This is a genomic window from Gordonia polyisoprenivorans NBRC 16320 = JCM 10675 (assembly GCF_000241325.1).
GTDB lineage: Bacteria > Actinomycetota > Actinomycetes > Mycobacteriales > Mycobacteriaceae > Gordonia > Gordonia polyisoprenivorans.
Genome location: NZ_BAEI01000067.1, coordinates 91,498 through 116,105 on the forward strand (window position 1 = coordinate 91,498; position 24,608 = coordinate 116,105).

Here is a 24,608-nt window from a genome sequence, read left to right on the forward strand (position 1 = left end):
TCATTTACCGACCGCCAATGATAATTTTCGCGTTGTCTCGTCACCTCAACGTCGGAGTCCAAAAATGGCTCAGCACTCCAGTTCTCATCGCAAGTCGCAGTCACGTCGAGCTCGCGGACGTCATCGCCGACCGTCGGCGATCGATCTCAATGCTCGAACATTATGCGGAGCCGGCGCGCTGACATTCGGCATTGGCGCGGCCGCGTTCCTAGGGGCGGGCGCCGCACATGCGGACGCGCCGTCTTCGACGAGCGCTTCACCGGACTCATCCTCTGGCTCAGGGGTCGCGCGTGCAAGTACATCGAATCCTGCCTCGCTTTCTTCGACGCCCGCCGGCGCCGCGTCGAACGACAGCTCGGCTGACTACAACGAGCAGCAACCGACCGGTGAAGGAGCAAACCCGACACCAAACCCCTCCCCCGAGCCACCAGTAAGCTCGGTCACCTCTTCCACGTCGGTTTCCCGAGTGACCTCGCCCGCCACAACCAGCGAAACCCCGCGAGTGTCGACACGCACACCTGCGACTGTAGCGGTGACAGTTCCCAGTTCAGCGGCAGTTGGGTCGACACGGACTAGCCAGGAACCCGTTCCAATCGCGCTTCCACGCGCCAGCCGAGTTCATCCGACTCCCTCGGCCACCCCGTTCTCAGGTGCCACTCCAGATACGAGCAGAACGACCGTTCCGCCAGCGCTCGCAGCCCTGGCAGCAAGCGCGCCAGTGACCCGCGCGACGCATGAATCCACCGGCGACGGAGTCTTCCTCGGAGGAAAGTTCATCGAGCTCGGTGTCAGCCCAGTCGGGTCATTCGGCACAAACTCCGCACCCGTCGGGTTCCACCCCCAAGACGGCAAGCTTGGATTCACAACAGATCTCGACGGTTTCGGCAGCGGCACTGACGACATCATCGACTTTTTCACCCCGGATACGCCGGAGGAACGGTGGTCAATAGGCTACAACAACACTAACAACGCAGGATTCACCCAACTTGATGGATCCTCCGGCGGAAAGCTCAGCAACGTATCTCTGGTCGACAGCTCGACACCTGATCAGCTCTCAGCGACTTTCACAGGGACGGTCAATGACACGGTCCAGGTCACTCAGGTAACCTCCTTCCCGCCGAACAGTCAGGGCTATCTGACAACAATTACCCTCACCAACGTCTCCGATACACCCCTAACAGACGTCAAATACATGCGGTCGTTCGATCCCGATAACACGAGGTACCAGGGCGGCTCGAATACCACTGACAACACTATCGGCGCGCAATACCAAACTGACGGATATTCCTTGGTAAGCGCGTCAAGTCTCGCGAATGATCCCTACAACATTGCCACCGGGCATCCGGCAGTTGTTTATCTGTACACCAGCGATCCTCGCGCGGTCGTCTACTTCGGTGGATTCACGAACAACGATCCTTACGTCTACTCCAACGCAACCCAGGCGCGAGGGACCACGGACGAATCCGATAGCGCAATCGGAATTGTTTTCAACGCCGGTAACTTGGCTCCGGGGCAGTCAACAACTTTCTCGTATTACACCGGAGCTTCGGCAGCGAGCACGGCCACAACGATTCACGACGGGTTCGGAGTCATTGATCCGACGCGTGGCATTCATTCGCCCATCAAGGACTACTCCTCCACCTCCTCCTTGATAGCACAATGGGATTCGATTCTTCGAAGCGAGAGTTTCAGCAACGCAATCGAGATCCTGTCCAACCTCTCGGCTCTTAGTGGCCTACATCGTGCGAGTCACGCCCTTCTGGGGCTGGCCGCCGCGGACGCCGGCTACAAAGGCAACTTCGGCGCCGTGGCCGGTCTCGCTGTCCAGGGAGTCGGCAGCGCAATTTCCGCGAATGCTGTTGCAACATATGCCAAAATCGCGGCTCAGCTCGGGAGCAACCCAGCGGCGAAGCCTATCCTTCAAAGTGCCTCCCGAGCGAGTGGAATCGTTTGGTTGGCGGGAGCAGCGGTGACCACCTGGGGATATGTGAGGGAGCAAGCCTCCTACATTGATCCTGATTCCGCCGGCGAGACCAACAGCTACATCGCGAAACACCCCGACGAGGCTGTTCAGGAGTTGGGCAAAGCAACCGTGAAGGTATTCAGTGACCTCGGCTCGGCGTTCTTCGGCTCGTTCCTCTGACGTAAGGACCGCGCCGGGAAGGTGATCGACAAGTGGATCCACTACGACGCGTCACCGCGCGCTACTACTACTAGCGCCGCATTCGGAGACGGAGGTGACCTACGGCGACATCGCCGACGGACTTGACACCATCGGCGTCACACTCGACGACGACATCGGGTACGTGCGCCGCCAACTCATCGAGGCCACTCTGGCGCAGTGGCCCGATCTGGAATTCGTTGCCGAATAACACCATCGGCCGGAATGACAGCCATAAAAGCGACTACTTCTGCGCACCAATACAGTTCGGACATATCGAGTGGTAGCTGACCAGACCTCGGTGCGTCGACGAGGTCGGCGGACGCACGACCCCACCCGAGCATCGGGATCTGCCTTTCTTTGGGCTGCAACAAAAGACACGCACTGGTGTGATTCTCCTCACATTTCCTGCCGACGAAAGCGCCCATAACGCTTTTTAGGCCACTGTCCGGCGTCTCCCGGTTCGAGGTCGCCAAGAATTTCAGCGGCACATATCCGGTGTTATGGGCGGTTTTGAGCCCGTCCACTGCCGTATCCGCAGCCTTTTGACCAGCAGTTTTTCCGGTAACGTCGCTACTCGTGAGAATTCACCTCGGGCTCGTCACCGCCACTCCATCGGTGGAGCGGAAGCTGCGCAGCAAGCATCGTGGGCTGACACTTGCGGACGTACGCGCCGCCATTCAGTGGCCGGCCGTTTGTGCATCAGCGTGGGACGACCATCCGGAGTACGGCCGCCGACTGATGGCAATCGGAAATGATGGCCGCGGCGAGATCGTCTGCTACCTCACGCCAATCCCCTACTGGGACGAGGATGCCGACACCTGGGCTTTACGCACCGCTTGGCGGCTGTGACCATGCCACAATGTGGAAATGCCCGACCCCAATGCCGACCCCAACGAACCTGGCGCCAACGCACGCGAGGAAACACTGAAGCACTTTGGTTCCCTGAATCCACAGCCGACGGTAGGGCCCAGGCCGCGATCGCCAATGGGTGTCCGCACTTCGCGGCTCACGTTAGACAACCTGCATCTTTCTGACAACACCGCTTACGAAAGTCCTTACAAGACAAGGGGTTAGTCATCGAATCCCAGTCCGCGGCGCACTCGAGCAAGAGTGTCTTCACGGACCGCGAAGCCAACTCCTTCCAACCTGCATCGCGTGATCACGCACCGATTCATCGCGATCGCGCCAATGAGTAACTCGCGGGAGGCCGCGATCGGCCACAGGACTCCATCTGCGGTGCCGGTGATCACCGATTCCTCAATCCTCACGTCGTCGATCAGCGCGATCACCACGGGGCCTCGAAGCACACAGTTGTCAAACGTGACCGACTCGATCGTGTCGCGCTCGGCGACCTCGCTGAGGCGCACCGATTGGTCGCGAAGAATCCGGTGACCTTCATCGATTGTCGGCACGAGTCGAGTCTAGTCCGAGACCACCACCACCGACCCTCAACGGTCCGAACTAGGGTGCAGAACAGCGCTACCGGGCCTGAGACGATGACGGCCCGCTCATCCTTCACCTACCCGAGACTCGAAAGTCTCTCCATCAGGAGATGGACCGCAGCACCCGCGGTGATACCGGGATCATGCCTGGCGGCTTCTTCGTCCGCTTTGTCGCCACTATTGCCGGTCGTCACCCAGGTAGGCGTGGCCCCGATGCTCTGAGCAACTCGCACCGCATGCAGCGGGCGAGAAGAGACAGTCCGGAAATTCGCAGGGTCGTCCGTCGCCACAAGCACGGTGGTCAGAAAGCCGTCTGGAGTGAGAAGTATCTGCTCGGCGGAGTGAGCCAAACCGGACCGCAACATGATCCGTTCGACTCCGAGTTGCCAACCGGGCAGAGTTACCGGCACTTGCACCTGCTGAGTGACCGTCTCCATTCGACCGAACTTGCCGAACCGCTGAACCTCTTGGCTCTGCGTGCGCTCTCCGAGAAACTGTAGTGGGCGATCGAGCCCTCTCATACGACTCGCAGTCTGCTCGGCTGATCGCACGAGCGCGCTGAGTTCAACATGGTCAGCCATGCCCATGACCGCTTTTCCAGGTATCTATCATGTGTTTCGCCAGGTGCCATTCGATCCCAGGAAGCTGCTGCACCCACGAGTTGTAGGCGTACACCCCGAATTGACCGAAGTAGGTCGGCCACAAAAAGGCCCATTCGATCTGCCATCCCTGTCGAGATGTGATCGCTTTGCTCACATCTGAGGCGACTACCTCGAGTTCACACTTGTTTCGACGGGCGAAGTCCTCGATGTGGGCGTTGAACACATCGGCCAGTTTGAGGACAACCTCACGCCCCTCCGCGCCCGTACCGGTCACCATCTCTTCGATTCTGCGCATTGACGCCACGTGATCGAACTCGACGGGCACGGCTGCGGGATACTGCAACTCGATGGGTCCGACGGTCCAATCACGATCACAGGGTCGCTCGACAGACTCGATTTGCTCAACGAACTCGAGCACCTTCGTCCACCCGATCAGCGCTATGTCCACCTCGCCGCCACGAGCCGCCCACTCCTGAATCTTCTCCCGCATCATGTTCAGACGCAGCACTTCGATAGTGAGTGCGGACGGATCCCACACGTGAAGCTCGAAGATGGCGTCGTTCACCTCTCGCCACCTGGCGTCCACCGCCGCACCCGACAACGCGAGCATCTCGTTGAGCCGTCCACGGAGATGGTCATCGTAGGACTGCATCCGTGCGAGGAACCCTGTATCTACTGGGGGTGGAGGAGCAAGCGGCAGACGCCCGATAACCGGATCGGTAGGTCGCGGCTCGGAGACCGCCGTCGGGGCTACCTCCTGGCGGTCGGGTCGTAGGCCCCGCTGGCGTCGTCGGACGACCGATTCACGGGAGTCCCCTTCGTCAGCGCCGGTGCCAGTAGACGTACGGAGATCCACGCTCGCCTCTGTTCGCTTGGTGCGGCCCGGATGCACATAATCAATTCGCTTGGGATGTGTGTAGTCAATCGGCATGCGACGCTGCTCTCGGCATCTCCAGAGGTGGTGACAAGGTACTCGGCGACTTGGAACCTAAACAGTCACCTCCCGCGGACTTTACGGTCTCAATGACAGCCGCGCGTGACCACCACAGCCTCGGTACGGAAAATTCGTCCGAACAATCGAACGATCAGGCCAGCGCTGCGTATCGACCGCAAACCGAGCACGGTCTCGACCCACCACACGCAGGAAACCTGAAGGACCATCCACCGATCAAGTTGGTCTGAACGTACGACAAGCCTTCACGACAGTCGGTGTTAGCGTCTGATCACTCACTGAATGTGTTGCGTCGGGGCCACATTCGGATGTGGCCGCGGCAGCGTCGACGCGGCGACCTACTTCGCACCACCACAATGCCGGACGAACTGGAGAGCACGTTCCACATGGTTGAAGTCGATTACTACGAACTCTTGGGCGTTGCTCGCACTGCGAGTGAAGCTGAGATCGAAAGCGCGTCGCGGCAAGCAACGCGGCAGTGGACCAAACGAGCGTCCTCACCCAACATTGATGTGCGCCATGAGGCCGAAACCAAAATGCAACGCCTGCGTGAGGCACGAGAGGCCCTGCTCTCCGGACCCGAACGGCGCGCGGCGTACGACCGTGCCCTACAGCAGGGAGTGGTGCCCGCAGGTGCACCTGTCCAGCAGCCAGCCACCGCAGGAGGAGGTGTTGATTGGGTGGCGACTGCCCGAGCGGCGTTGGCCGCCAACGACTATCACTCGGCGGCTTACGCAGCCAAGGAAGCTACGACAGTTCTCGGTGGCAATGCGGAATCGTGGAGCCTGCGTTCGCGTGCCAATCTTGGTCTCGGACGAGTTCAAGATGCTCTTTACGAGGCGCGGCAAGCGACCGAAATCGAAATCAACAACGCCGAATACCACTTCAATCTCGGCAACGTCTACGAGCAGGTCAAGGACTGGGTCAAGGCACTCAAGGAGTACCAGGTGGCCACCCAGCTCGACCCCACCAGCTTCGTCTATCCACTCGCGCAGGGGTCGGTCCTGCAGCAGAATAACCTCCTTGACGAGGCTATCGACATGTATCGACGTGTCTTTGCCAACCATCAAAACTCCGAACCCGTCCGCTACTACCTCGCAATGGCTTTACTCGAGAAGGCGGAATCCATTCCCAGGCTTCAGCGCGACGGTTCCTACGCAATCACCCTGGAAGAAGAGATTCATCCAATCGGTACCTTGGCAAGTGAGGCTCAGCAGCTGTCTCGAGACCCCGATGTGCAGAAGGCAGCGGCCGACATTCTTGCGTATGTGAACAAGCAGAACGACGTGGTCTGGTGTCTACCGACCACCGTCTCTGATTCGCCCATGATGTGGCTGGGCGGTATCGTCGGCGCGTTCTTGCTCGGCCTGATCATCGTGGGATTCTCCGGCTTCGGCGTGTTGTTCATCCTCGGTTCCCTCGTTGCGGCCGGTCTCATCATTTGGCAGTCCCGCGTACCGAGATGGAAAAGTGCTCAACGGAAGAACTCGCTCGCTCTCATGATGGCAGGTCACTGATGGGAAAAGTTGTCGGAATCGACCTGGGCACCACCAACTCAGCGATCGCGGTTCTCGGAAACGATGGCCTGCCTACCATCATCCACAACCGTGAAGGCGACAACACCACTCCGTCGGCAGTCTTGTTCGACGATGGTGAGGTCACCATCGGCAAACAGGCAAAGAACGCGGAAAAGTCTCTTCCCAATAATGTTGTGCGCTATGTAAAGCGGCACATGGGAAGTCCCGACTACCAGTTCATCCCTGATGGTACAGACGACCAGTATGGCCCAGAGGTGATCTCGTCCTTCATCCTTCGATTCCTGGTCGACGATGCCTCAGAGTTTCTCGGTGAGACCGTCAACGACGTGGTGATCACTGTGCCGGCCTACTTCGGCGATGCGGAACGGACGGCCACCCGTCAAGCGGGCGAGATCGCCGGTCTCAACGTTCTCCAGGTCATCAATGAGCCAACGGCGGCAGCGCTGAGCTTCGGGCTCAAGGGCGGCTACAGCGGCAAAGTGCTCGTGTATGACCTTGGTGGCGGAACCTTCGACGTCACGCTCATGGACATCTCGAACAACAACTTCACCGTTTTGGCATCTGCCGGAGACAGAAACCTCGGCGGTTTCGACTTCGATAATGAAATCATCAAGCTCGCCGAGTCCAGGTACGCCGAACTCGGCGGCTCGATCGATCACGGCGACGACAGTCAGCAGGCCCTCATCCGCGAGCAAGCCGAGGGAGCCAAGCACCGGCTTTCCACCGCAGACAAGGCCAAGATCCGAATCGGCACTGAGTCGATCACGATCATGCGTGAGGAGTTCGAACGCGCAGTAGCCGATCTGGTCACTCGTACTCGCTACATCCTCGAGGACGTGATGGAGCAGTCTGGCCTGGCCTACTCCGACGTCGATAAGCTTCTTCTGGTCGGTGGCTCCACTCGGATGAAGATCATAGAACGTTCCGTCCAGGAGTGGACTGGGCTCACCGCAGACAAGAGCGTGCACCCTGATGAGGCCGTCGCTCTTGGTGCGGCCATCGTGGCGGAGATCCGCAATGCCGCTGAGACGGGAGCACCACCTGCGGTGCGGGCCACCGTCTCCGATGTGGTCGCACAAGGTCTCGGGGTCGCGGTCCTCGCTGATGACGGCTCAAAGATGCTCAACAGTCTTGTTGTGCAGCCGCAGACGCGTGCCCCAAACCGGATCGAGGCGAGCTCATTCTCCACCGTCGGATCAACCAGAGAGATCAACTTCCAGATCACTGAAGGCGACGAGAACGGTGCTGAACTGCAGTACGTGAAGGTGCTCGGAGAATCGCTGCTCAAGTTGGACTACGATCTTCCCGCTAAGGCGCCATTGCGCGTCGTTTTCGTCATCAACGAGGATCAGACTGTTGAGGCAGAGTTGCACGACGCGTCGAACGGCAAGCTCATCGGGCAGATGGTCGTGGAGCGGGCGGCAAACCTCAAGCCAGCGGACGTGACGTTCTTGCGGAAGCAGAGCAAAGAAATCGTGGTCCAATGAGTCGACGAGATCACCTACCCAACGAGGAGCCGGCGGCCGCACCCCCCTTAACGAACGGCTACCCCGACTATATGGATCGAATGGATTCCCAACCTGCTGATGAACGGGTCGAGTCGGGAACACACGGACGGCATGGGCTTCCTGATTCCGAGCCGTTTCAGCCCGAGTCGATCGATTCGTCGTCACCCACTCACGATGCCGATGCGAGCCAAGAGTTCACGCCCGCCGCGGTACCGAGCACATCAGGGCAACCGGCCTCGGAGACACCACCGACGTCGCAGCAGGACGAGCGGCTTCCCAACGTCGAGGAAGCACTCGCGGAGATCCACGCGCGATTCGACCGGGTGGAGCAAACCCTCACTGCCAGTATGGGAACAGTCGAGCGCAATTATGAGCAGTCGTTGATGGCTTTGCGCGACCGCGCGGTAGCCGCCGAATCGGGTGTTACGCAGAGCCTGCTCCGCCCACTTGCACGCCAGCTCGCTTCGCTGATCGACCGAGCGGAGCTGGAAACCAGCAAGCAGCAAGCAGATCCGTGGGTGTTGACCGCCAGCCTGATCGATGAACTCTTGGACATCTTGGAAGACTTCGGAGTCGAGACGATCGACTGCAACGCCGGCATGCAGGTCGACAAAGCTCGACACCGCGTCGTGAAGAGCACCGCAGAGCGGATCAACCAGGATGACACTCTTCAGGTGGTTGAACGCATCCGCCATGGCTTTGAGCTGTCGGGTTATGTGATTCGACCGGCAGAGGTTGTCGCAGAGTGGGTCCAAGCGCCCGCATGACCAGTTCCTGCGTGGCCTGAGCCGTCACGGGCAAGCGCTGCAACGTCAATCGCTCGTTCAAGCGACATCTTGACAATTTGAGTAGCACGAACAGGTGAATTTCGTCCATGGGCACCGAACTATCAAGATCAAACTGAAGAAACACTGGTACGAGGACTAAAATACAGTCGGTTCGCCTGATCGCGTGCCAACTATCTGGAACTCAGGAAATGAGGAGGTCGATCATGTTTCGGACGGCTATTACCAAGGTAAGAGCTATGTATATCTGCCGTGGATGCGGATCTGAGGTCGCCTACCCCGAAAAGTACAGTAAATGCCCGGTCTGTGGCATCAAGTGGGGATAATGAGGTTCGGAGACTACGGGTTACCGCGACTACCGCCAAACTTGGCCCGTACCCGTTTCAAGTCTCGCACCGCGGCCGCAGCCCTGCGGATGACTTCTTGGTCGTAGACGCGACACAAGTACACGGATTCAGACGCCAACACTGCAGGACACCTCGCATCACCTCACTCCGCCGACAACGGCACCGACCGCCCGATCACCTTCCCGGCCGAGTCGAGTGCCTCGACCTGGTAGTAGCCGGAAGCTTTCTGCGGCAGCGTGATCGGCGTCGACGCGCCGTTCCACGCCGCGGTCGCCAGCGGTGTCAGGTTGGCGGCGGTGCTGCCGTGCAGCACCCGCCACTGGACAACGCGGGTCGCGCCGTTCCAGGCGGCGCGGATCGTCATGCCGTCGTGGCCGATGACAGCCTCGGGCACGCCGATCGGCTCACCGGTCCACGGTTGGTAGTAGGCGCGGTAGCTGCCCGTCGGGGCCAGGGTGACGTCGTAGACCATCTGCCCGGTCGGGGTGAACTCGGCGATGTGATTGCCGGTCCCCCAGCTGCCGAACACGTCGCCGTTGGGCAGCATCTGCGCGTTGCCCATCGCGGTGGCTCGCACGTTGCCCGGGTGGGTCTGGTTGCGGATGAGCGTGGTGGTGTGGGTGGCGGTGTCGAGGTGAATCCACTCGATACTCGACGCACCGTTGGTGGTCTGACCGTCGGAGTTGTTGTTGAACAACCGAAGTGTGGTGGCGTCGGGCATCTCGGCGTCGTGCTGGAAGGAAAACTGCACTCCCTTACCGAGGGCGAACGACGAGTGTTTCCCGCCGATCTGCCAGACGATGGCGCCGGTGGCGGGGTCGAGGTTGTAGACGGTCGAGGTGTGGCGCATCGAGACGACCACGTGACCGTCGGGTGCCAGAGAGATCGCGTTGACGTGGTACGGGTCGTAGATGCCGCCGGAGTTGTCGACGGTGTCCTTGGGCGAGATGAACGAGTCGGTGATCGGAACATGCTGGGAGGCATGCCAATCGAAGAGCACCTTCTTGGTGGCGACGTCGATCTCCTGGACCACCGCGTCGTACATGGTGCCGTCCTTGGCGCCGCCGACCGCGGTCAGGTCGGCGGTGATCGGCTGGTAGATGGTGATCCATGCATGCTCGCCGTTGTCGGTGAGTCGGAATTCGTGGATGTTGGCGCCGGCCGGTCCGGCCGGGATGGTCGCGATGATCTGGTAGTGCTCGTCGGCGATGTAGTCCACCCCGCTCTGCCCCGACGCCAGGTTGCCCTGCCACCAGGTGAGCACCGGCTTGCCGTGGAACTGCTGCACCTGCAGGTCGGCCATCGACTGGCCGGGCGGGGCGGTCCGCGACCACACCACGCGACCCTTCTTGTCGGCGATCACGACCCGTGAACTCGCGCGCCGCTCGTCGTGCGAGCGCTGCCCGACCACCGCGCTCGCCGGCGAGGTGCCCTCGTTGAAGAACACGTAGCCGCCGGTGGCACCCGCGGCGTCGTTGACGTTGACGGTATAGGTGGGGGCGACCGCCGACGCCGCCGACGACGACGTCGATCCCGACGTTCCCGGCGAGCCGCAGGCGGCGATCACCGACCCCAGCACTGCGACCCCCGCAATGGACAGCAGACCCCGACACCGGTGTGACGCCATGGGGTCAGGGTAGGACGGCCCGCTGTCAGATAGCTGGGAGTTCGCTGGAGGGTGGGAATGGTGATTCCACACCGGCCTGGAGTCAGCGGTTCAGGTTTTCCGATGCCGGTGAATGCATCGCGCAGGCACGCGTCGAGCAGGGTGTTGATCCGCGTCAGTAGTCGCCGGTCAACGGATTGCCAGTGCACATAGTCTTCCCATGCCGATTGGTCCCAGACCAGACGCACTCAGCCGTCCTCGTCAGTCCGGTCGAGGTCATGCACCTCGGTCTGCCCCACGGAGGGACGCGTGTAGGACTCCACCAGTCGGCGGGCGTTGGCCGGTGACCTGAACAGATAGGCCGTCTCCTGCCACGCGGCGTACGCAGACTTCGTCGATCCCGAGAGCGGGTGCATCAAGCCATATGCGGCAATCACCAACGGCGAGAACGACGTTGCCGTTACCCGTGGACGGCGATGCTGTGAGCGCTCGCCGGCGAGGACGCGATCACCGACTTTCGGCCGGGTACGGAAAGGCGATCGTCGACTAGCCTCGTGATGCATCATGAGTGGATGAGGACCATCACCCGGCTGCACTGGGCCTCGATGACCATCACCTTCGCGCAGCCTGTGCGCTGATCTGACGCACGGCGCACCCAGGAGAGACATCATGTCGATACGTCGAGCGGCCACAGCCGCACTGCTCGCGCCGATTGCGGCTGCCGCTGCAAGTCTCGCCGCCGTCGTGGTCACCGGAGCGCACCGCCGGCTCGGCGCGACGGCGGACGAAGCCCGGGCGGCATTGCCCGGTGACGACCTGCTCCCGGGCGCGCAGGTACAGAACGATCGCGCGTGCACCATCGCGGCGCCACCGTCGTCGGTGTGGCCGTGGATCGCCCAGCTCGGACAGAACAAGGCAGGCTTCTACTCATTCGAAGGGCTGGAGAACCTCGTCGGCTGCCAGATCACCGGCGCCACCCGAATCCATCCGGAATGGCAGGACGTCGCCGTCGGGGACCGATTCACACTCCACCCCGACATCGCGCTGCGCGTGGCCGAGGTAGAGCCCGGACGCGCGCTCGTCGTGTCCTCCCAGGGCGCGGATGCCCCCGGTGACATGGACTTCGACACCACGTGGGCGTTCTGCTTGAGTCCCGTCACAACGAACGGATCGTCGGCGACCCGGCTGCATCTGCGGGAGCGTTACGCCACCAGCAGCCCTGCCACCCGGGCCATGATCGAGGTCACCAGCGTCATCAGCGCGGTGATGACGTGGCGGGTGATGACCAACCTGCGGGAGCTGGTCGACCGAAACGTCGAGGCATTGTGAATACCTGCACGAGATAGACATTCTTGTCGCGATTGCCGAATAGCTGAATTCCGCCGGTGCTGGTTATTCCCTCGTTCGGGGAATACCTCCGCAGATCGTGCACGAGCGTGCGAGAATTGCTTTCACTCGTGCGACGAAAGCAGGCTGTCATGACGAACTCGCTGGTCCCGCCGCCGGGATGGTATCCCTACGGTGCCGCATCAACCACTGCACACTGGGACGGAATGGGATGGACCGGCGAATCCGCACCTGATTCTTCGGTATCCTCACCACCTGCGTGGCATCGGCGCCCCTGGCGTTTTCTGACGCATCAATGGTTCTGGTGGATCGTCGCCGGAATGGTGGTGGCCGTCGGTTTCGGAATCATCGGAAATTCGGGTTCCGGGCATTGGTGGGTGTGGCCCGCGGCGATCGGCGTCGTGCTGGTGATGACGGGCATCGTCACGCTTGTGGCCCCACACCTGCGGTTCACCGAGCTGAATCGACTCCCTCTGACGATCGTCGTCGGCGTGGTGTCGGGGGCGGTGGCCCTCGGCGTCGCAACGGCCATCGAGGGGCTCCTCGAGCCGCATCTGCACCTCCCTTTCGCGGTGGACCTGTGGTTGTCCGGACCCATCGAGGAAACCTGCAAGATCGCGGTGCCGCTGATCCTGTTGATCTTCGCGCGCTCGGTATTCGGCGACCCTCGCCGCGGGGTGCTCATGGTGCTGATCAGCGGGTCGGTGTTCGGCATCGGCGAGGCGATCCAGTACATGGGTGGCGGCAACGGCACCAACTCGCATCTGTTGCAAGCGGTCACGCGTCCACTGACCGAGATCGGGCATCCGCTGTGGGCGAGTATTGCCGCCGCAGCGATCTGGCTCGCGGCGCACCGATCCGGGCGGGTGATCACCAAGGTCGGCTTCCTCGGATGGCTCACCGCGGCCCTCCTGCATTCGGTGCACGACGGGATCGGGTCGTTCGGCCAGCACGGGTCGAAAAACACCGTCACCGACCAAGACTTCACCCTCACCGATGTAGTGCAGGAAGGAGTGATACTCAACGTCTTCTCCATCCTCGTCGCCGTCGTCTCCTACCTGATCCTGCGCCACGTACTGCGCGAACTCGTCCCACCGACCGCCATCGCCACCAACGCACCACGCTGGCGGCCCCGTCTCGTGCAGTGGGGTGTGCCGGAAGCGCGGGTGGCACCGGTGGAGTCGGCGGCGGCGGGGTCAGGGTTCGAAGGTCACCGCTAATCGATGGTCGAGGTGCGAGCCCGCTAGGGCGAGCCTCGAGACCGCCTGCGCCGATGCTGGTTTCGTCAGTCCCGCGGTGGTTGCGATACCTATTATCTCACCGGGTCTCGAGGCCCTCGCCCTAGCGGGCTCGCGCACCTCGACCATCGGGGGGAAGGTCGGGCCGGCGGGTGGGCCGACCATCCGGCGGGTGGGCCGACCATCCGGGGGGAAGGCTTGGCCGGCGATCGGGGGACTAGACGCTGACCACCCGCTCCACCACGCCGTCGGCGGCCAGGCTCTCGCGACCGAGGACGGTGTTGGTGGCGGCGACCAGCCGCACGCGATCGGCGCGGAACAGGTCGTTGCCGTGCTCGAACGGACGCCCACGTTGATCGCGGGTGACCCGGCTGACTGCAAGCAGCGGCCGATTCCGGGGTATCTGCAGCCATTGCGCCTCACGCGGATTGGCCATCACCACCTCGATGGTCTCGCATGCGGTGGTCGGACGGAACCCATAGCGTTCCTCGAGTAGCGAGTACAGGGATCCGCCAAGGGGCTGGTCGAGGAGGTCGGGCACCTGCTGGGCGACGAGACATGCGGTGTCGACCGACAGCGGAACACCGTCGGCGAAGCGTAACCGTCGCACGACGAGGACCTCGTCGCGCTCACCGATCTCCAGTGACCGCGCCTCGACCACGGTGGCCGGGCGCCGTTCGGTGGCCAGCACCTGCGATCTGCTCGTGTGTCCGCCGGTGAGTAGCCGCTCGGGGAGGCTGCTCAACTCTCCCGCGGCGCGTTCGACCACTCCGGCGCGCACGAAGATTCCTCCACTGCGGCCTGGACGGCGTTCGACGATGCCCGCCTGGGCAAGCGTGAGCAGCGCGCTTCGCAGCGTCGACCTCGATACCGAGAACGCCTCGGCCAGATCACGTTCGGACCCGAGCCGCGAGCCCGGCCCGATCTCACTGCGACCGAGCATGGCAAGGATGCGCCGTCGGACGTCCTCGGCGACCGGGCCGCCCTTCGTCTCCTCCATCAGGACGTCGCAGCGTCGAGTGGCAGCACCGCTTCCGGGGTTTCGGGCAGCACCTGTCCGCCGTCGACGCTGATCGCCTGACCGGTGATGTACGCGGCCTCGTCGGTCGCCAGAAACGCAGCGAGATAACCGATGTCGTCAGGACGGCCGAGGGTGCCCGCCGGAATACTGCGGGTCATGGACGCGATGTAGTCCTCCCCCATCTCGACGAGCCCTTCGGTCAGGATGTTGCCCGGCAGAACGGCATTGACGGTGATGCCGTGCGGGGCGAGTTCAACGGCGGCGGTGCGCATGAAACCGAGTTGCGCGGCCTTGGACGCACCGTAATGCGACCATCCCGGAAAGCCGGTGAGCGGACCGGTGATCGACGAGGTGAGGATGATCCGGCCGGCCGACGAGGCGCGCAAACCGTCCAAACAGGACTGCACCGTGTAGACAGTGCCCTTGACGTTGACGTCGAGAACCTCGTCGAGTTGCTGCGGGGTCATCGTCGCCAACGGCGCTTCCGGAAAGATCCCGGCGTTGGCGCACACCACGTCGATGCCACCGAACGCGTCGGTCACCGTGCGCGCCAAGGCAGTACAGGACTCCGGATCGCACACGTCGGTTACGGCGCCGATCACTCGTCCGGTGCCGAGCAGGTCGAGTTCGGCAGCGCAGGCAGCGACCTGCTCGGCGTTGCGGGCGACGACGGCGACATTCGCGTCGGCGCGGGCGAATACCGACGCGATCCCTTTCCCGATCCCCTTGCTGGCCCCGGTGACCACCACGGACTTACCCGCGAGCGCGAACATCGGCTACTCCTTTCGCTCGCCACCCGGGCGAGAGTTGTTCGAGAAAACGATCGTCATACCAGCTGGCACGGCTCGGCCAACCACATACGATCCCGGCAGTAACGGTCGGCGATCTCGGCTGTGCCCGAAACGAAGTCGGCACCGGCGGCCAGCGCAGAGTCAGCCTCCGGGTGACTGCCGATCCAGGCGGTGAGCATGACGCGGCGCAGCATCACAAAGGTCGGGATCATCGCACGATGCTCGGCGTCGAGTGCCCGCACCGACCGGTAGCCGCACACCCACTCGCCGATCATCGTCTCGGCCTGCGGAGTGTGTTCCACGAAGGAGACCACAGCGCCGAGATCGGCGAGATACCAGCACCATCCGGAGTCGTCGAAGTCGATGACGGTGATCGTTGCGTCGTGCACCATGAGGTTGGCGAGACGGAGATCGGCGTGCACGAGCCCGAAACGGTCGCGGCCCATACCGTAGGCATCGAGCCGAGCCGAGAGCGTGTCGACCGCGTGACCGATCCGAACCTGCTGACCGCGGGTGAGACCCGGTGCGGCACGCCAGTCACCCCAGCGCGCCTGCGGGCCGAGCGTGGCGTCGAGGTCCCACCGGAATCGGGTGAATCCAGGCGGCATTCGCCAGGTTTCGACGTGCTCGTGCAACTGGGCGGTGATCACCCCGAGATCCCGGAAACCGACGTCGGCGGTCGGGTCCTCACCGTTGACGCCCTCGACGAACTCGAAGGCACTGACGAAACGTCGCTCGGCCCCGAGCTGAATCGACATCAACAGCGAACCATCCAGCGCAGCAACGACTCCCGGTGTGGAGATCGTCGTCGACTCGGCGAGCGCGGCCATCCACGCCAGCTCCGACTCGATGGCCTCACGCGAGTGATAGCCCGGTCGGTGCACGCGCATCACCAGACGCCGGCCGTCCTGCTCAAGAAGAAAGGTGCCGTTCTCGCTGATGCTGAGCAGCCGCACATCCGCCCTGTCCAACCCGTACCGCGGTGCCGCCGCCACCGCGAACGCACGGTAGTCGTCGGCAAGTACGGTCCGCTCGCGCATCTGAGCCGTCGCCTCCTGCATCGGCTCAGCATGAGCGAGCAGGCGGTCTTCGACAACCGGAGAACAGACCAAATAGCGAGCACTTCACCGGATCGTTTCATCAACCCGACATCGGCAATCTGCGCGTAACACATGCTGTCGCCGCGGCGATCTCAGCACTTGACCAGCGCCGGACCCTGTGCCAATAATTCGTGATCGTGTCGATCGACCTCGTACACGACACCTCCAATCGGTCCGGTCATCACAGTCGCTAACCAGACCAATTCGACTCCCAGCCCTCGCCCTGCCACCAGGCAGGCCAGTTGCGAAAGATCCTCCGATGAGCGACACCGTCGATTCCCCACCCACCTCCACGGCACCCGCCGACGCGAGCACCGTCCAGCGACTCAAACCCAACGCCGTCGGGCTCGTCGGCGTGCTGTTCATGGCGGTCGCGACCGCCGCACCGATCACCGCGATGGTCGGCAACGTGCCGATCTCGGTCGGATTCGGCAACGGGGCCTACGCCCCAGCCGGATACATGGTCGCCACCATCGTGTTGACCCTGTTCGCGGTCGGCTATGCGGCCATGTCACGTCACATCACCGCCACCGGCGCGTTCTACGGCTACATCTCGCACGGGCTCGGACGGATTGTCGGGTTGGGGGCGGGATTCCTGACGGCGTTGGCGTACATGGTGTTCGAGGCGTCGCTGGTGGGCATCTTCTCGTTCTTCGGGGAGGACCTGCTCAACACGTTCTTCGGTGTGCACATCCCGTGGATCATCCTGGCGTTGGCGATGCTCGCCGTGAACGCCATCCTCAGCTACTTCGACATCAACCTGGCCGCCAAGGTGCTCGGCATCCTACTGATCACCGAGATCGCCATGCTGACGCTTCTCGCGGTGTCGGTCCTCGCCACCGGCGGCGGACCCCAAGGCTGGTCGTGGGGATCGCTCAACCCGCTCAACGGCTTTCACAGCCTGAGCGGTACGGTCACCGGCGCCAGTGGATCACCGATCGCCGTGGCCGGATCGGCCGGCGTCGGACTGTTCTTCGCGTTCTGGTCCTGGGTGGGCTTCGAGTCGAGCGCGATGTACGGCGAGGAGTCCAAGGACCCGAAGAAGATCATTCCGATCGCGGTGCTCAGTTCGGTGATCGGCATCGGCGTGTTCTACGTGCTGGTGTCGTGGTTGGCGATCGTCGGCACCGGACCCGACAACGCCGTTGCCCTGGCTCAGGATTCGAACACGGCCGGCGAGATCTTCTTCCTACCGGTGCGTGAGCACCTCGGAGTGTGGGCCGTCGACATGTTCCACATCCTGCTGATGACCGGATCGTTCGCGTGCGGCTTGGCTTTTCACAACTGCGCGGCCCGCTACATCTACGCGATCGGCCGTGAGGACGTCATCCCCGGCATGCGCAAGACGTTGGGCGCGGCGCACTCGGTGCACGGCTCACCGCACATCGCCGGATTCATCCAGACCGGAGTCGCGACCGTGATCGTGGTGTTCTTCGCTGTCACCGGCCGCGACCCCTACACCGGGCTGTACGGTTTGATGGCGTTGCTCGGGACGACTGCCATCATGATCGTCCAGGCACTCGCCGCGTTCGCGGTCATCTCGTATTTCCATGTGCAGAAACAGCATCCGGAAACCGCGAACTGGTTCCGAACGCTGGTGGCCCCACTGCTGGGCGGGCTCGGCATGCTGTACGTGATCTATCTACTCGCCAAGAACGCGTCATTCGCCGCCGGTACCGCGTCGACCGACTGGGTGTTCCATGCGATCCCGTACGTCGTCGGCGTCGTGGGGATCGGCGGGATAGCGCTGGCGGTGATCCTACGGGTCCGCTCTCCGCGCCGATACTCCCAACTCGGGCGGGTCGTCCTGCAAGAGGCCCACGAACGCTGAACACCATCCACTCCAACACCCGAAAGGCACGGCGATCGTGGGCTACTCGAACATCATGGATTCCAACAGCTTTGACGGAACCCAACCCGTCGATCCCACGATCGCCGAGCTCATCACCGACCGCGAGCGAGTCCTCGGACCCGCCTACCGACTGTTCTACGACGATCCGGTGCATCTCGTCCGTGGTCTGGGGACCCGGCTGTTCGATGCCGACGGCCGCGAGTATCTCGACGCCTACAACAACGTTGCCTGCGTGGGGCACGCCCACCCTCGGGTCACCGACGCCGTCGCCAGACAGATCAGCACCCTGAACACCCACACGCGGTACCTGCATTCGGGGATCGTCGACTATTCGATCAGGCTGCTGGAGACGTTGCCCGGCGAGATCGATCAGATCATGTTCTGTTGCACCGGTTCTGAAGCCAACGACCTCGCCCTGCGCGTGGCGGCGCAGTACACGGGGGCACGTGGGGTGATCATCACCGCCAACGCCTACCACGGCAACACCGCTGCGGTGACCGAGATCTCTCCGTCGCTGAGCTCGACCATCGGCGTCGGCGAGCATGTCCGGACCGTGCCCATCCCCGACACCCACCTGCTCTCACCCGTGGATGCGGCGCAGTACTTTGCCGCGAACGTCGCCGCGGCCGCAGCGGATCTACAGCGCGCCGGCTTCGGGGTGAGCGCGCTGATCGTCGACACGCTGTTCTCCTCCGACGGGATCTTCGTCGACCCCCGTCTACTCGGACCCGCCGTGGCAGCGGTCCGTGCCGCCGGAGGTGTGTTCATCGCCGACGAGGTGCAGCCCGGATTCGGACGGACCGGCGCAGGAATGTGGGGCTTCGACCGGCACGCGGTGGTCCCCGACCTCGTCACCATGGGCAAACCCATGGGCAACGGCATTCCGGTGGCGGCGATGGCCGCATCGTCAACGGTGCTCGCACCCTTCGCGACGGCGGTCCCCTACTTCAACACCTTTGGTGGGAGCCCGGTTGCGGCGGCGGCCGCCACCGCTGTGCTCGACATCATCGAGGAGGACAAGCTCATCGAGAACGCAGCCACCGTCGGCGGCGAACTCCTCGATGGCATCCTCGACGTCACCCGCGACGACGGCAGGGTGGGTGACGTCCGCGGCAGCGGCCTGTACATCGGCGTCGAGATCGTCACTGACGAGCACACCCGCAGCCCGGACCGCGTATTCGCCCGACGTGTCGTGAACGACCTTCGGCGCGAAGGCATCCTGATCTCCGTGTGCGGCGCGGACTCGAACGTACTGAAAATCCGCCCACCACTGGTGTTCTCGTCCGCCGATGTCGACTGGCTGTGTGCGGGACTGGGGAAGGTGTTGGGGTGAGTGGCGCTCTCATCTCACCGGGTCTCGAGGCCCTCGCCCTAGCGGGCTCGCGCACCTCGACCATCGGGGGAAGGGTGCGGCCGCGATCGGGGGGAAGGCGGCCCCGTGATTGAGGGAAAGGTGACCCGCGATCGGGAGGAAGGGCCATCATCCGATGGTCGAGGTGCGAGCCGCGTGCGGCGAGCCTCGAGACCGCCTGCGCCGATGCTGGTTTCGTCAGTTCCGCGGGCGTTGCGAAGCCGTTCGTCTCACCGGGTCTCGAGGCCCTCGCCCTAGCGGGCTCGGGCACCTCGACCATCGGATGGGACGACCGGGGGGAAGGGGCAGCACCGCGGTAGGGGGGAAGGCGACCCCGTGATTGGGGGGAAGACGACACCGCGATCGGGGGACGATCGGGGAAGAGTTGACCTATGCGGAGCGGCAGGCGGGCGGGCTGATTGGTTCGGTGATGACCGTGCCATGCTCGCCGGACACACCCAGCTGGCGCAGGATGGAAGACACTTGGTCTGGGTTCCAGATTGGTCGAACGGTGTGGGTGAGCGAGCGCCAGTCGGCGTCGCGCAGGTACAGGACGACGTCGGTGTCGCCGGCGATCGTGCTGTTCAAAGCGGCGTCGAGCCGGTCGCGACAGTCACAGGTGAGCGCGCCGAAGGTGTCGGCCATCGGGCATTCGCGGTGCACCACCACCCTCATCGGACCGGCATTGTCTGCGCGCGCACCGCAGGCGAGCAGCGCGAGGTGCTCGGCACGGTCGGCGCCCAGGGTGAAGCCGATGCCGCGGAACTCGCCGTGCGGCAGCGGAAGCCGGACGTGCACCGCAGATCCCACCACGTCGTCATCCGCAGCTATCTGTGCATCGTCGCCGACGACGCACACGTCACAGCCGAGATCGCCTGCGATCTCGCGGAGTTCGCTCCCCCGGGCCGGCTCCCCCGGATACATGCGACTGCCGAGCCTGCTCACAACCACCGCATCGGATTTCCAGCGTCGGCGACCGACGATCAGGGCGGCGCGGTCGGACCACGGACCGTCGTGGCGCTCGCCGTGACGGACCCTCACGTCGCCGTGCGTCGAGAACCGGACGTCGCTCCCGCCTTCGGCGATGGCGCTGATCGTCGCGGCCCGGCCGCGCACGGTATCGGTTTCCCCCGACTGCACGAGATCGATCATGACCCCGGCGATATCGAGGGAATGGACACCGGCCACGGCGGACATGATCTGCTGCCACCGTGCATCGGTCACCACGACGGTGACGCTGCCGGTCCCCACGGCACCGACACCCATCAGTGTCTGCGCCGACGCCTCACCCGCGTCGACGACGAGATGACCGCCGCCGGTGGCCTCGTCGTCGGCAACGACCACGACCGCGTTCTGCCCGACATCCATTCCCTCTCCCTCCTCACAGCGGCTGGACCACCGCCTACCGGCTCAGAACGCGCGCAGATTCTCCTTGAGCGTGGAGCCGGTGTATTCCTCACGGATCAGTCCGCGGCGCCGCAACTCGGGCGCGAGACCGTCGGCGACCAACGCGAAGTTGTGACGCGTGGTCGGCAGATAGAACAGGAATCCGTCGCCGCCGGCCTCTTCCATGATCTCGCCCATCTTCGCCGCGACCGTCGCGGGCGAGCCGATCAGCCCCATGTCCTTGACCTGGTGGCTCTTGGCGACCACCTCGCGCAGCGTCTCGTCCTCGTGCCCCTCGAAGAGTTCCTTGATCGAGGTGTACTCACCGTTCTGCTTCGACAGATCGATGTCGCGGATCTTGGTGTCGGGATCGATCCCGCCGAAATCGATTCGCCCACCGGACGTGTAGGACATGTTCCACAGGTTGTACTCGATCGCCTTGTCCGACGCCCGGGCCGCCTGATACGCCGCATACTGTTCCTGCGCTTCGGCGTCGGAGGCGGCGATGGTGGGTGTGGCGATGAACAAGAACTTCACGTCGTCGGGATTGCGCCCCAGGGCTGCCACCCGAGACCGCATGTCCTCGCGGTACTTTCGTGCGGCCTCGGCGTCGCGGACGATCGCGATCTGGGTGTCGTCGTAAGCTGCGGCCAACGCGCGGCCGGCGGGTGAGCTACCGGCCGAGCACACCGGGGTGGTGCGCTGCGGGCCGGGAATGGTGTTCAGCGGTCCACGACACTTGAAGTACTTGCCCACGAACTCGATCGGCGTGACCTTGGTGTGATCGGCGTAGACGCCGCGGTACGGGTCGGCGATGACCGCGTCGGGCTCCCACGACTCCTGCAACTGCTTGACGACGTCGATCCACTCCATCGCCATGTCGTAGCGTTCGTCGTGCTCGAGATGCCGCTCGTATCCGAAGTTCTGGGCGACCCGGTCGGTCACGCTGGTCACCACGTTCATGCCGACGCGGCCCTCGGTGAGGTGATCGAGGGTGGTGAAGGCACGGGCCGCGAGGTACGGCGGATACTGGATGGTCGACACGGTGGGAATGATCCCGATGTGCCGGGTGGCCTGGGTCATCAACGGCACCAGCGGCATCGGGTCGTTCTTCGGTGCCATGAACCCGCGGCGCAGTGAGGTCTCCGCGGACTGTTTGTAGGAGTCCTCGACCATGGACGTGTCCTCGATGAGGATGTAGTCGAAGCCGGCGCGTTCGAGGCTGCGCGCCATGTCGATGTAGATGTCGGGGCGCATCCAGTCGGTCGCGTTGGAGCCGATCCACGGGCCGTCGCCGTTGGCGGGACTCCACGCGTGGATTCCGAATCCGTCTCCGAGGAACCATCCGAGATGAAACATTGCCTACTCCTTTACTTCTGCGGTGTGTGGTGATGCCCGGGCGGGGCGACGAGCGAGATCATGCGGCGCTCATGTCGATCCGCCGGTAGGACTCGACGAGTTGTTGGGTGTACGGGTGCTGCGGATGATTCAGAACCGTGGCGGTCGAACCGGATTCGACGATCGTCCCGGCGTTCATCACGAGCAGCTGCTCGGTGAGGAAACCGGTCGCCGGCAGGCCGTGGGAGATGAACACGAGACCGAGGGAATGGGTGCGCACGTAGCCTTTGAGGAGGTTCAGCACCACCGCCTGCGCGGAGATGTCGAGTGCACTGACGGCCTCGTCGCACACCAGGATCTCCGGGCGCACCGCCAGTGCCCGCGCGATCGACAGTCGTTGGCGCTGACCGCCGGAGAGCTGATCGGGGTAGCGGTCGAGGAGTTCGGCGTCGATGCCGAGTTCGTCGACGATCTCCTCCACCGCGGCGTCGGCGGCCCGTCGGTCCATCCCACCGAGCAATTCGGCGGGCCGCCGGACGGCGTGGCGCACGCGGTGGCGCGGATCGAACGTCGTGGTGGTGTCCTGCGCGACGAGCTGAACGGTCTGCAGATACTCCGTGCGTCGCGTCCGCCACTTCAGCAGATCGGCGAGATCGTTGCCGTCGACGAGCACCAGACCGGCACTCGGCTCGGACAGGCCGACGATCATCCGACCCAATGTGGATTTGCCCGAACCACTTTCGCCGACGATCCCGGTAGCGACACCGGAGGCGAACCGTGCGTCGACACCGTCGAGTGCGCTCACCCCGCCGTAGCGTTTGGTGACTCCGACCAGTTCGATGGTGGTGCTCATGCGACTATCTCCGCTCGGGTGAGGTCGTCGACGGTGGGCAGCCGGTCACGGTCGCACGACTGGAGCGTCGGCATGCACGCGAACAGCCCGCGGGTGTACGGGTCGGTGGCGTCAGTGACGTGCTCGGGATCGAGATGCTCGACGATCCGCCCGGCGCGCATCACCAGCATCCGGTCGCAATACTTGCGAGACAGCGGAAGATCGTGGGAGATGAAGACCAGCGCGGCTCCCTCGTCGGCGGCCAGACCGGTCAGCAACTCCATCACGGTGATCGCCAGCGTGACGTCGAGCGCACTGGTCGGCTCGTCGGCGATGAGTAGTTCCGGCTCGCCGGCCAGGGCGATCGCCATCATCACCCGCTGGCGCATGCCGCCCGAGAGTTGTTCGGGCAGAGCGCCCATGACGCGCCTCGGATCGGTGATCCCGACCTGTCGCAGCCGCTCCTCGGCGATGCCGCGCCGCGCTCGCCGCGACCCGTGCCTCGCCGACGGCAGTACGGCCAGGAGCTGGCTACCCACACTCCACACCGGGTCGAGGCTGCTCATCGCGTCCTGGAAGATCATCGAGATCCCCTCCCGGCGTACCGGAATGCGCTTGGCGGGAGCGTCGAGCAGCGAACGGCCCATGCAGGTCAGCGTGGTTGCGCTGACGGTGCCCGCCTCCGGGCTGATGAATCCGCCGATCGCGTTGGCGATGCTGGACTTTCCCGATCCCGACTCGCCGACGATGGCGAGGCGTTCACCGCGCCGGACGGTGAAGCTGGTCGGCTCCACCTTGACCGCACCGTGGTAGGCGACGGTGAGGTCGGCGACCTCGAGGACAGGCATGTCGGAGTGGGCATCGGCCGTATGCGTTGCGCCGGAGTCAGTGTGCGGCGTGTCGGCGGCCAGGCGGGGTGCGTGATCGAGTGTCATTGTTCGAGCTCCGAGTAGTCGATGACGTTGTCGGTGCGGAACACATAGCCCTTGAGGTTGTTGGCGAATGCGTTCAGCGGCTGGACGTATCCGACGTAGACCGTCGGCATCTGGTCGGCGAGGATGCGGGTGGCGTTGTTCCACTGGGTCCACGCCGCCGTCGAGAGCGGGTCCCCGGCGGCGTTGCCGGCGGCGATGGCGTCGTTGAGCGGTGCGTAGTCGAAGTCGGGCCAGTTGATCGGCGATCCGGGTGTGTAGAACAGCGACAGCACATACGGCGGCGACTGGACGACGGCGTAGTCACGACCCATGGATGCCTGGAAGGTCTTGTTGGCCAGTCCTTCCTGGAACACCGCAGAGTTGACCTCGTTGATGGTGACCTCGAATCCGGCACTGGCGGCTGCGGTTTGGATCTGAACCGCGGTCTCCTTCAGGTCGGGCACGGCGTTGTTGACGGTCAGTGTGAACTTGAC

22 protein-coding genes and 1 pseudogene are annotated in these 24,608 nt (G+C 63.5%); 11 read left to right on the forward strand and 12 right to left on the reverse strand.

Annotation, left to right across the window (positions count from 1 at the left end):
• The first annotated feature begins 718 nt into the window (after nucleotides 1–718).
• The 3 genes from GOPIP_RS17500 (at nucleotide 719) to GOPIP_RS17505 (ending at nucleotide 3,013) form a co-directional block, all read left to right on the forward strand.
• Nucleotides 719–2,143, forward strand: coding sequence for a hypothetical protein (locus GOPIP_RS17500; protein ID WP_006371090.1), 1,425 nt, complete (start codon nucleotides 719–721; stop codon nucleotides 2,141–2,143).
• A gap of 94 nt (nucleotides 2,144–2,237) precedes the next feature.
• Nucleotides 2,238–2,372, forward strand: a complete 135-nt coding sequence (locus GOPIP_RS29725) for a hypothetical protein (protein WP_280110124.1) — start codon at nucleotides 2,238–2,240, stop codon at nucleotides 2,370–2,372.
• Nucleotides 2,373–2,740: 368 nt separating this feature from the next.
• On the forward strand, nucleotides 2,741–3,013 hold the full coding sequence (locus GOPIP_RS17505; protein WP_006371091.1) for a hypothetical protein: 273 nt from the start codon (nucleotides 2,741–2,743) through the stop codon (nucleotides 3,011–3,013).
• Between the two features lie 221 nt (nucleotides 3,014–3,234).
• Here GOPIP_RS17505 and GOPIP_RS17510 read toward each other — a convergent pair whose 3' ends face one another.
• Entirely contained in the window at nucleotides 3,235–3,531 is a 297-nt protein-coding gene (locus GOPIP_RS17510) for a hypothetical protein (RefSeq protein WP_035728326.1), read from the reverse strand.
• 185 nt (nucleotides 3,532–3,716) lie between these two features.
• Between GOPIP_RS17510 and GOPIP_RS29160 the strand changes: the two genes are divergently transcribed.
• Entirely contained in the window at nucleotides 3,717–4,106 is a 390-nt protein-coding gene (locus GOPIP_RS29160) for a hypothetical protein (RefSeq protein WP_168436237.1), read from the forward strand.
• A gap of 73 nt (nucleotides 4,107–4,179) precedes the next feature.
• On the opposite strand, the gene GOPIP_RS17520 is transcribed toward GOPIP_RS29160, so the two are convergent.
• Nucleotides 4,180–4,860, reverse strand: coding sequence for a hypothetical protein (locus tag GOPIP_RS17520; protein WP_035728329.1), 681 nt, complete (start codon nucleotides 4,858–4,860; stop codon nucleotides 4,180–4,182).
• A gap of 656 nt (nucleotides 4,861–5,516) precedes the next feature.
• On the opposite strand from GOPIP_RS17520, the gene GOPIP_RS17525 reads away from it, so the two are divergent.
• From GOPIP_RS17525 to grpE, 3 genes are all read left to right on the forward strand, one after another.
• Nucleotides 5,517–6,677, forward strand: a complete 1,161-nt coding sequence (locus tag GOPIP_RS17525; RefSeq protein WP_006371095.1) for a tetratricopeptide repeat protein — start codon at nucleotides 5,517–5,519, stop codon at nucleotides 6,675–6,677.
• Nucleotides 6,677–8,185, forward strand: coding sequence for an Hsp70 family protein (locus GOPIP_RS17530; RefSeq protein ID WP_006371096.1), 1,509 nt, complete (start codon nucleotides 6,677–6,679; stop codon nucleotides 8,183–8,185). Before GOPIP_RS17525 ends, GOPIP_RS17530 begins: the two co-directional genes overlap by 1 nt.
• 80 nt (nucleotides 8,186–8,265) lie before the next feature.
• Nucleotides 8,266–8,973 carry a nucleotide exchange factor GrpE gene (grpE, locus tag GOPIP_RS17535; RefSeq protein ID WP_244421171.1) on the forward strand — a complete coding sequence of 236 codons (708 nt, stop codon included), beginning with the start codon at nucleotides 8,266–8,268 and terminating at the stop codon, nucleotides 8,971–8,973.
• Between the two features lie 507 nt (nucleotides 8,974–9,480).
• Here grpE and GOPIP_RS17540 read toward each other — a convergent pair.
• Both GOPIP_RS17540 and GOPIP_RS29925 read right to left on the reverse strand, forming a co-directional pair.
• Complete coding sequence (locus tag GOPIP_RS17540) at nucleotides 9,481–10,965, reverse strand: arylsulfotransferase family protein (RefSeq protein WP_035728331.1); 1,485 nt, start codon at nucleotides 10,963–10,965, stop codon at nucleotides 9,481–9,483.
• Nucleotides 10,902–11,192: a type II toxin-antitoxin system YoeB family toxin gene (locus GOPIP_RS29925; protein ID WP_006371099.1), complete on the reverse strand. Its 291-nt coding sequence runs from the start codon at nucleotides 11,190–11,192 to the stop codon at nucleotides 10,902–10,904. Before GOPIP_RS29925 ends, GOPIP_RS17540 begins: the two co-directional genes overlap by 64 nt.
• 421 nt (nucleotides 11,193–11,613) lie before the next feature.
• Here GOPIP_RS29925 and GOPIP_RS17550 point away from each other — a divergent pair, with 421 nt between their 5' ends.
• Together GOPIP_RS17550 and GOPIP_RS17555 are read left to right on the forward strand one after the other, a co-directional pair.
• Nucleotides 11,614–12,273, forward strand: coding sequence for a hypothetical protein (locus GOPIP_RS17550; RefSeq protein WP_006371101.1), 660 nt, complete (start codon nucleotides 11,614–11,616; stop codon nucleotides 12,271–12,273).
• Between the two features lie 149 nt (nucleotides 12,274–12,422).
• Nucleotides 12,423–13,511, forward strand: a complete 1,089-nt coding sequence (locus GOPIP_RS17555; protein WP_006371102.1) for a PrsW family glutamic-type intramembrane protease — start codon at nucleotides 12,423–12,425, stop codon at nucleotides 13,509–13,511.
• Nucleotides 13,512–13,746: 235 nt separating this feature from the next.
• Here the strand turns inward: GOPIP_RS17555 and GOPIP_RS17560 are convergent, their stop codons facing one another.
• Genes GOPIP_RS17560 through GOPIP_RS17570 form a run of 3 tightly spaced genes read right to left on the reverse strand, consistent with a single transcriptional unit; the run spans nucleotide 13,747 to nucleotide 16,381 of the window.
• The gene (locus GOPIP_RS17560; protein WP_006371103.1) at nucleotides 13,747–14,529 is read right to left on the reverse strand and encodes a GntR family transcriptional regulator; all 783 of its coding nucleotides are present in this window, start codon (nucleotides 14,527–14,529) and stop codon (nucleotides 13,747–13,749) included.
• Nucleotides 14,529–15,323 carry a 3-oxoacyl-ACP reductase FabG gene (gene fabG / locus GOPIP_RS17565; RefSeq protein ID WP_006371104.1) on the reverse strand — a complete coding sequence of 265 codons (795 nt, stop codon included), beginning with the start codon at nucleotides 15,321–15,323 and terminating at the stop codon, nucleotides 14,529–14,531. Before fabG ends, GOPIP_RS17560 begins: the two co-directional genes overlap by 1 nt.
• A 53-nt stretch (nucleotides 15,324–15,376) precedes the next feature.
• The gene (locus GOPIP_RS17570; protein WP_006371105.1) at nucleotides 15,377–16,381 is read right to left on the reverse strand and encodes a phosphotransferase enzyme family protein; all 1,005 of its coding nucleotides are present in this window, start codon (nucleotides 16,379–16,381) and stop codon (nucleotides 15,377–15,379) included.
• 319 nt (nucleotides 16,382–16,700) lie between these two features.
• Between GOPIP_RS17570 and GOPIP_RS17575 the strand changes: the two genes are divergently transcribed.
• Together GOPIP_RS17575 and GOPIP_RS17580 are read left to right on the forward strand one after the other, a co-directional pair.
• A complete protein-coding gene (locus GOPIP_RS17575) occupies nucleotides 16,701–18,272 on the forward strand; it encodes an APC family permease (RefSeq protein ID WP_006371106.1) in 1,572 nt (523 codons plus the stop codon).
• 37 nt (nucleotides 18,273–18,309) lie between these two features.
• Nucleotides 18,310–19,626 carry an aspartate aminotransferase family protein gene (locus GOPIP_RS17580; protein ID WP_006371107.1) on the forward strand — a complete coding sequence of 439 codons (1,317 nt, stop codon included), beginning with the start codon at nucleotides 18,310–18,312 and terminating at the stop codon, nucleotides 19,624–19,626.
• Between the two features lie 408 nt (nucleotides 19,627–20,034).
• On the opposite strand, the gene GOPIP_RS17585 is transcribed toward GOPIP_RS17580, so the two are convergent.
• The 5 genes and pseudogenes from GOPIP_RS17585 to GOPIP_RS17605 all read right to left on the reverse strand — a co-directional run.
• The gene (locus GOPIP_RS17585) at nucleotides 20,035–21,012 is read right to left on the reverse strand and encodes a GTP cyclohydrolase II (protein ID WP_006371108.1); all 978 of its coding nucleotides are present in this window, start codon (nucleotides 21,010–21,012) and stop codon (nucleotides 20,035–20,037) included.
• A gap of 42 nt (nucleotides 21,013–21,054) precedes the next feature.
• Complete coding sequence (locus tag GOPIP_RS17590; protein WP_006371109.1) at nucleotides 21,055–22,389, reverse strand: NtaA/DmoA family FMN-dependent monooxygenase; 1,335 nt, start codon at nucleotides 22,387–22,389, stop codon at nucleotides 21,055–21,057.
• 58 nt (nucleotides 22,390–22,447) lie between these two features.
• Complete coding sequence (locus GOPIP_RS17595) at nucleotides 22,448–23,221, reverse strand: ABC transporter ATP-binding protein (RefSeq protein WP_006371110.1); 774 nt, start codon at nucleotides 23,219–23,221, stop codon at nucleotides 22,448–22,450.
• The gene (locus GOPIP_RS17600) at nucleotides 23,218–24,135 is read right to left on the reverse strand and encodes an ABC transporter ATP-binding protein (RefSeq protein WP_006371111.1); all 918 of its coding nucleotides are present in this window, start codon (nucleotides 24,133–24,135) and stop codon (nucleotides 23,218–23,220) included. Before GOPIP_RS17600 ends, GOPIP_RS17595 begins: the two co-directional genes overlap by 4 nt.
• Nucleotides 24,132–24,608, reverse strand: a pseudogene (locus GOPIP_RS17605) (ABC transporter substrate-binding protein); the annotation flags it as partial. The gene GOPIP_RS17600 and the pseudogene GOPIP_RS17605, both read right to left, overlap by 4 nt.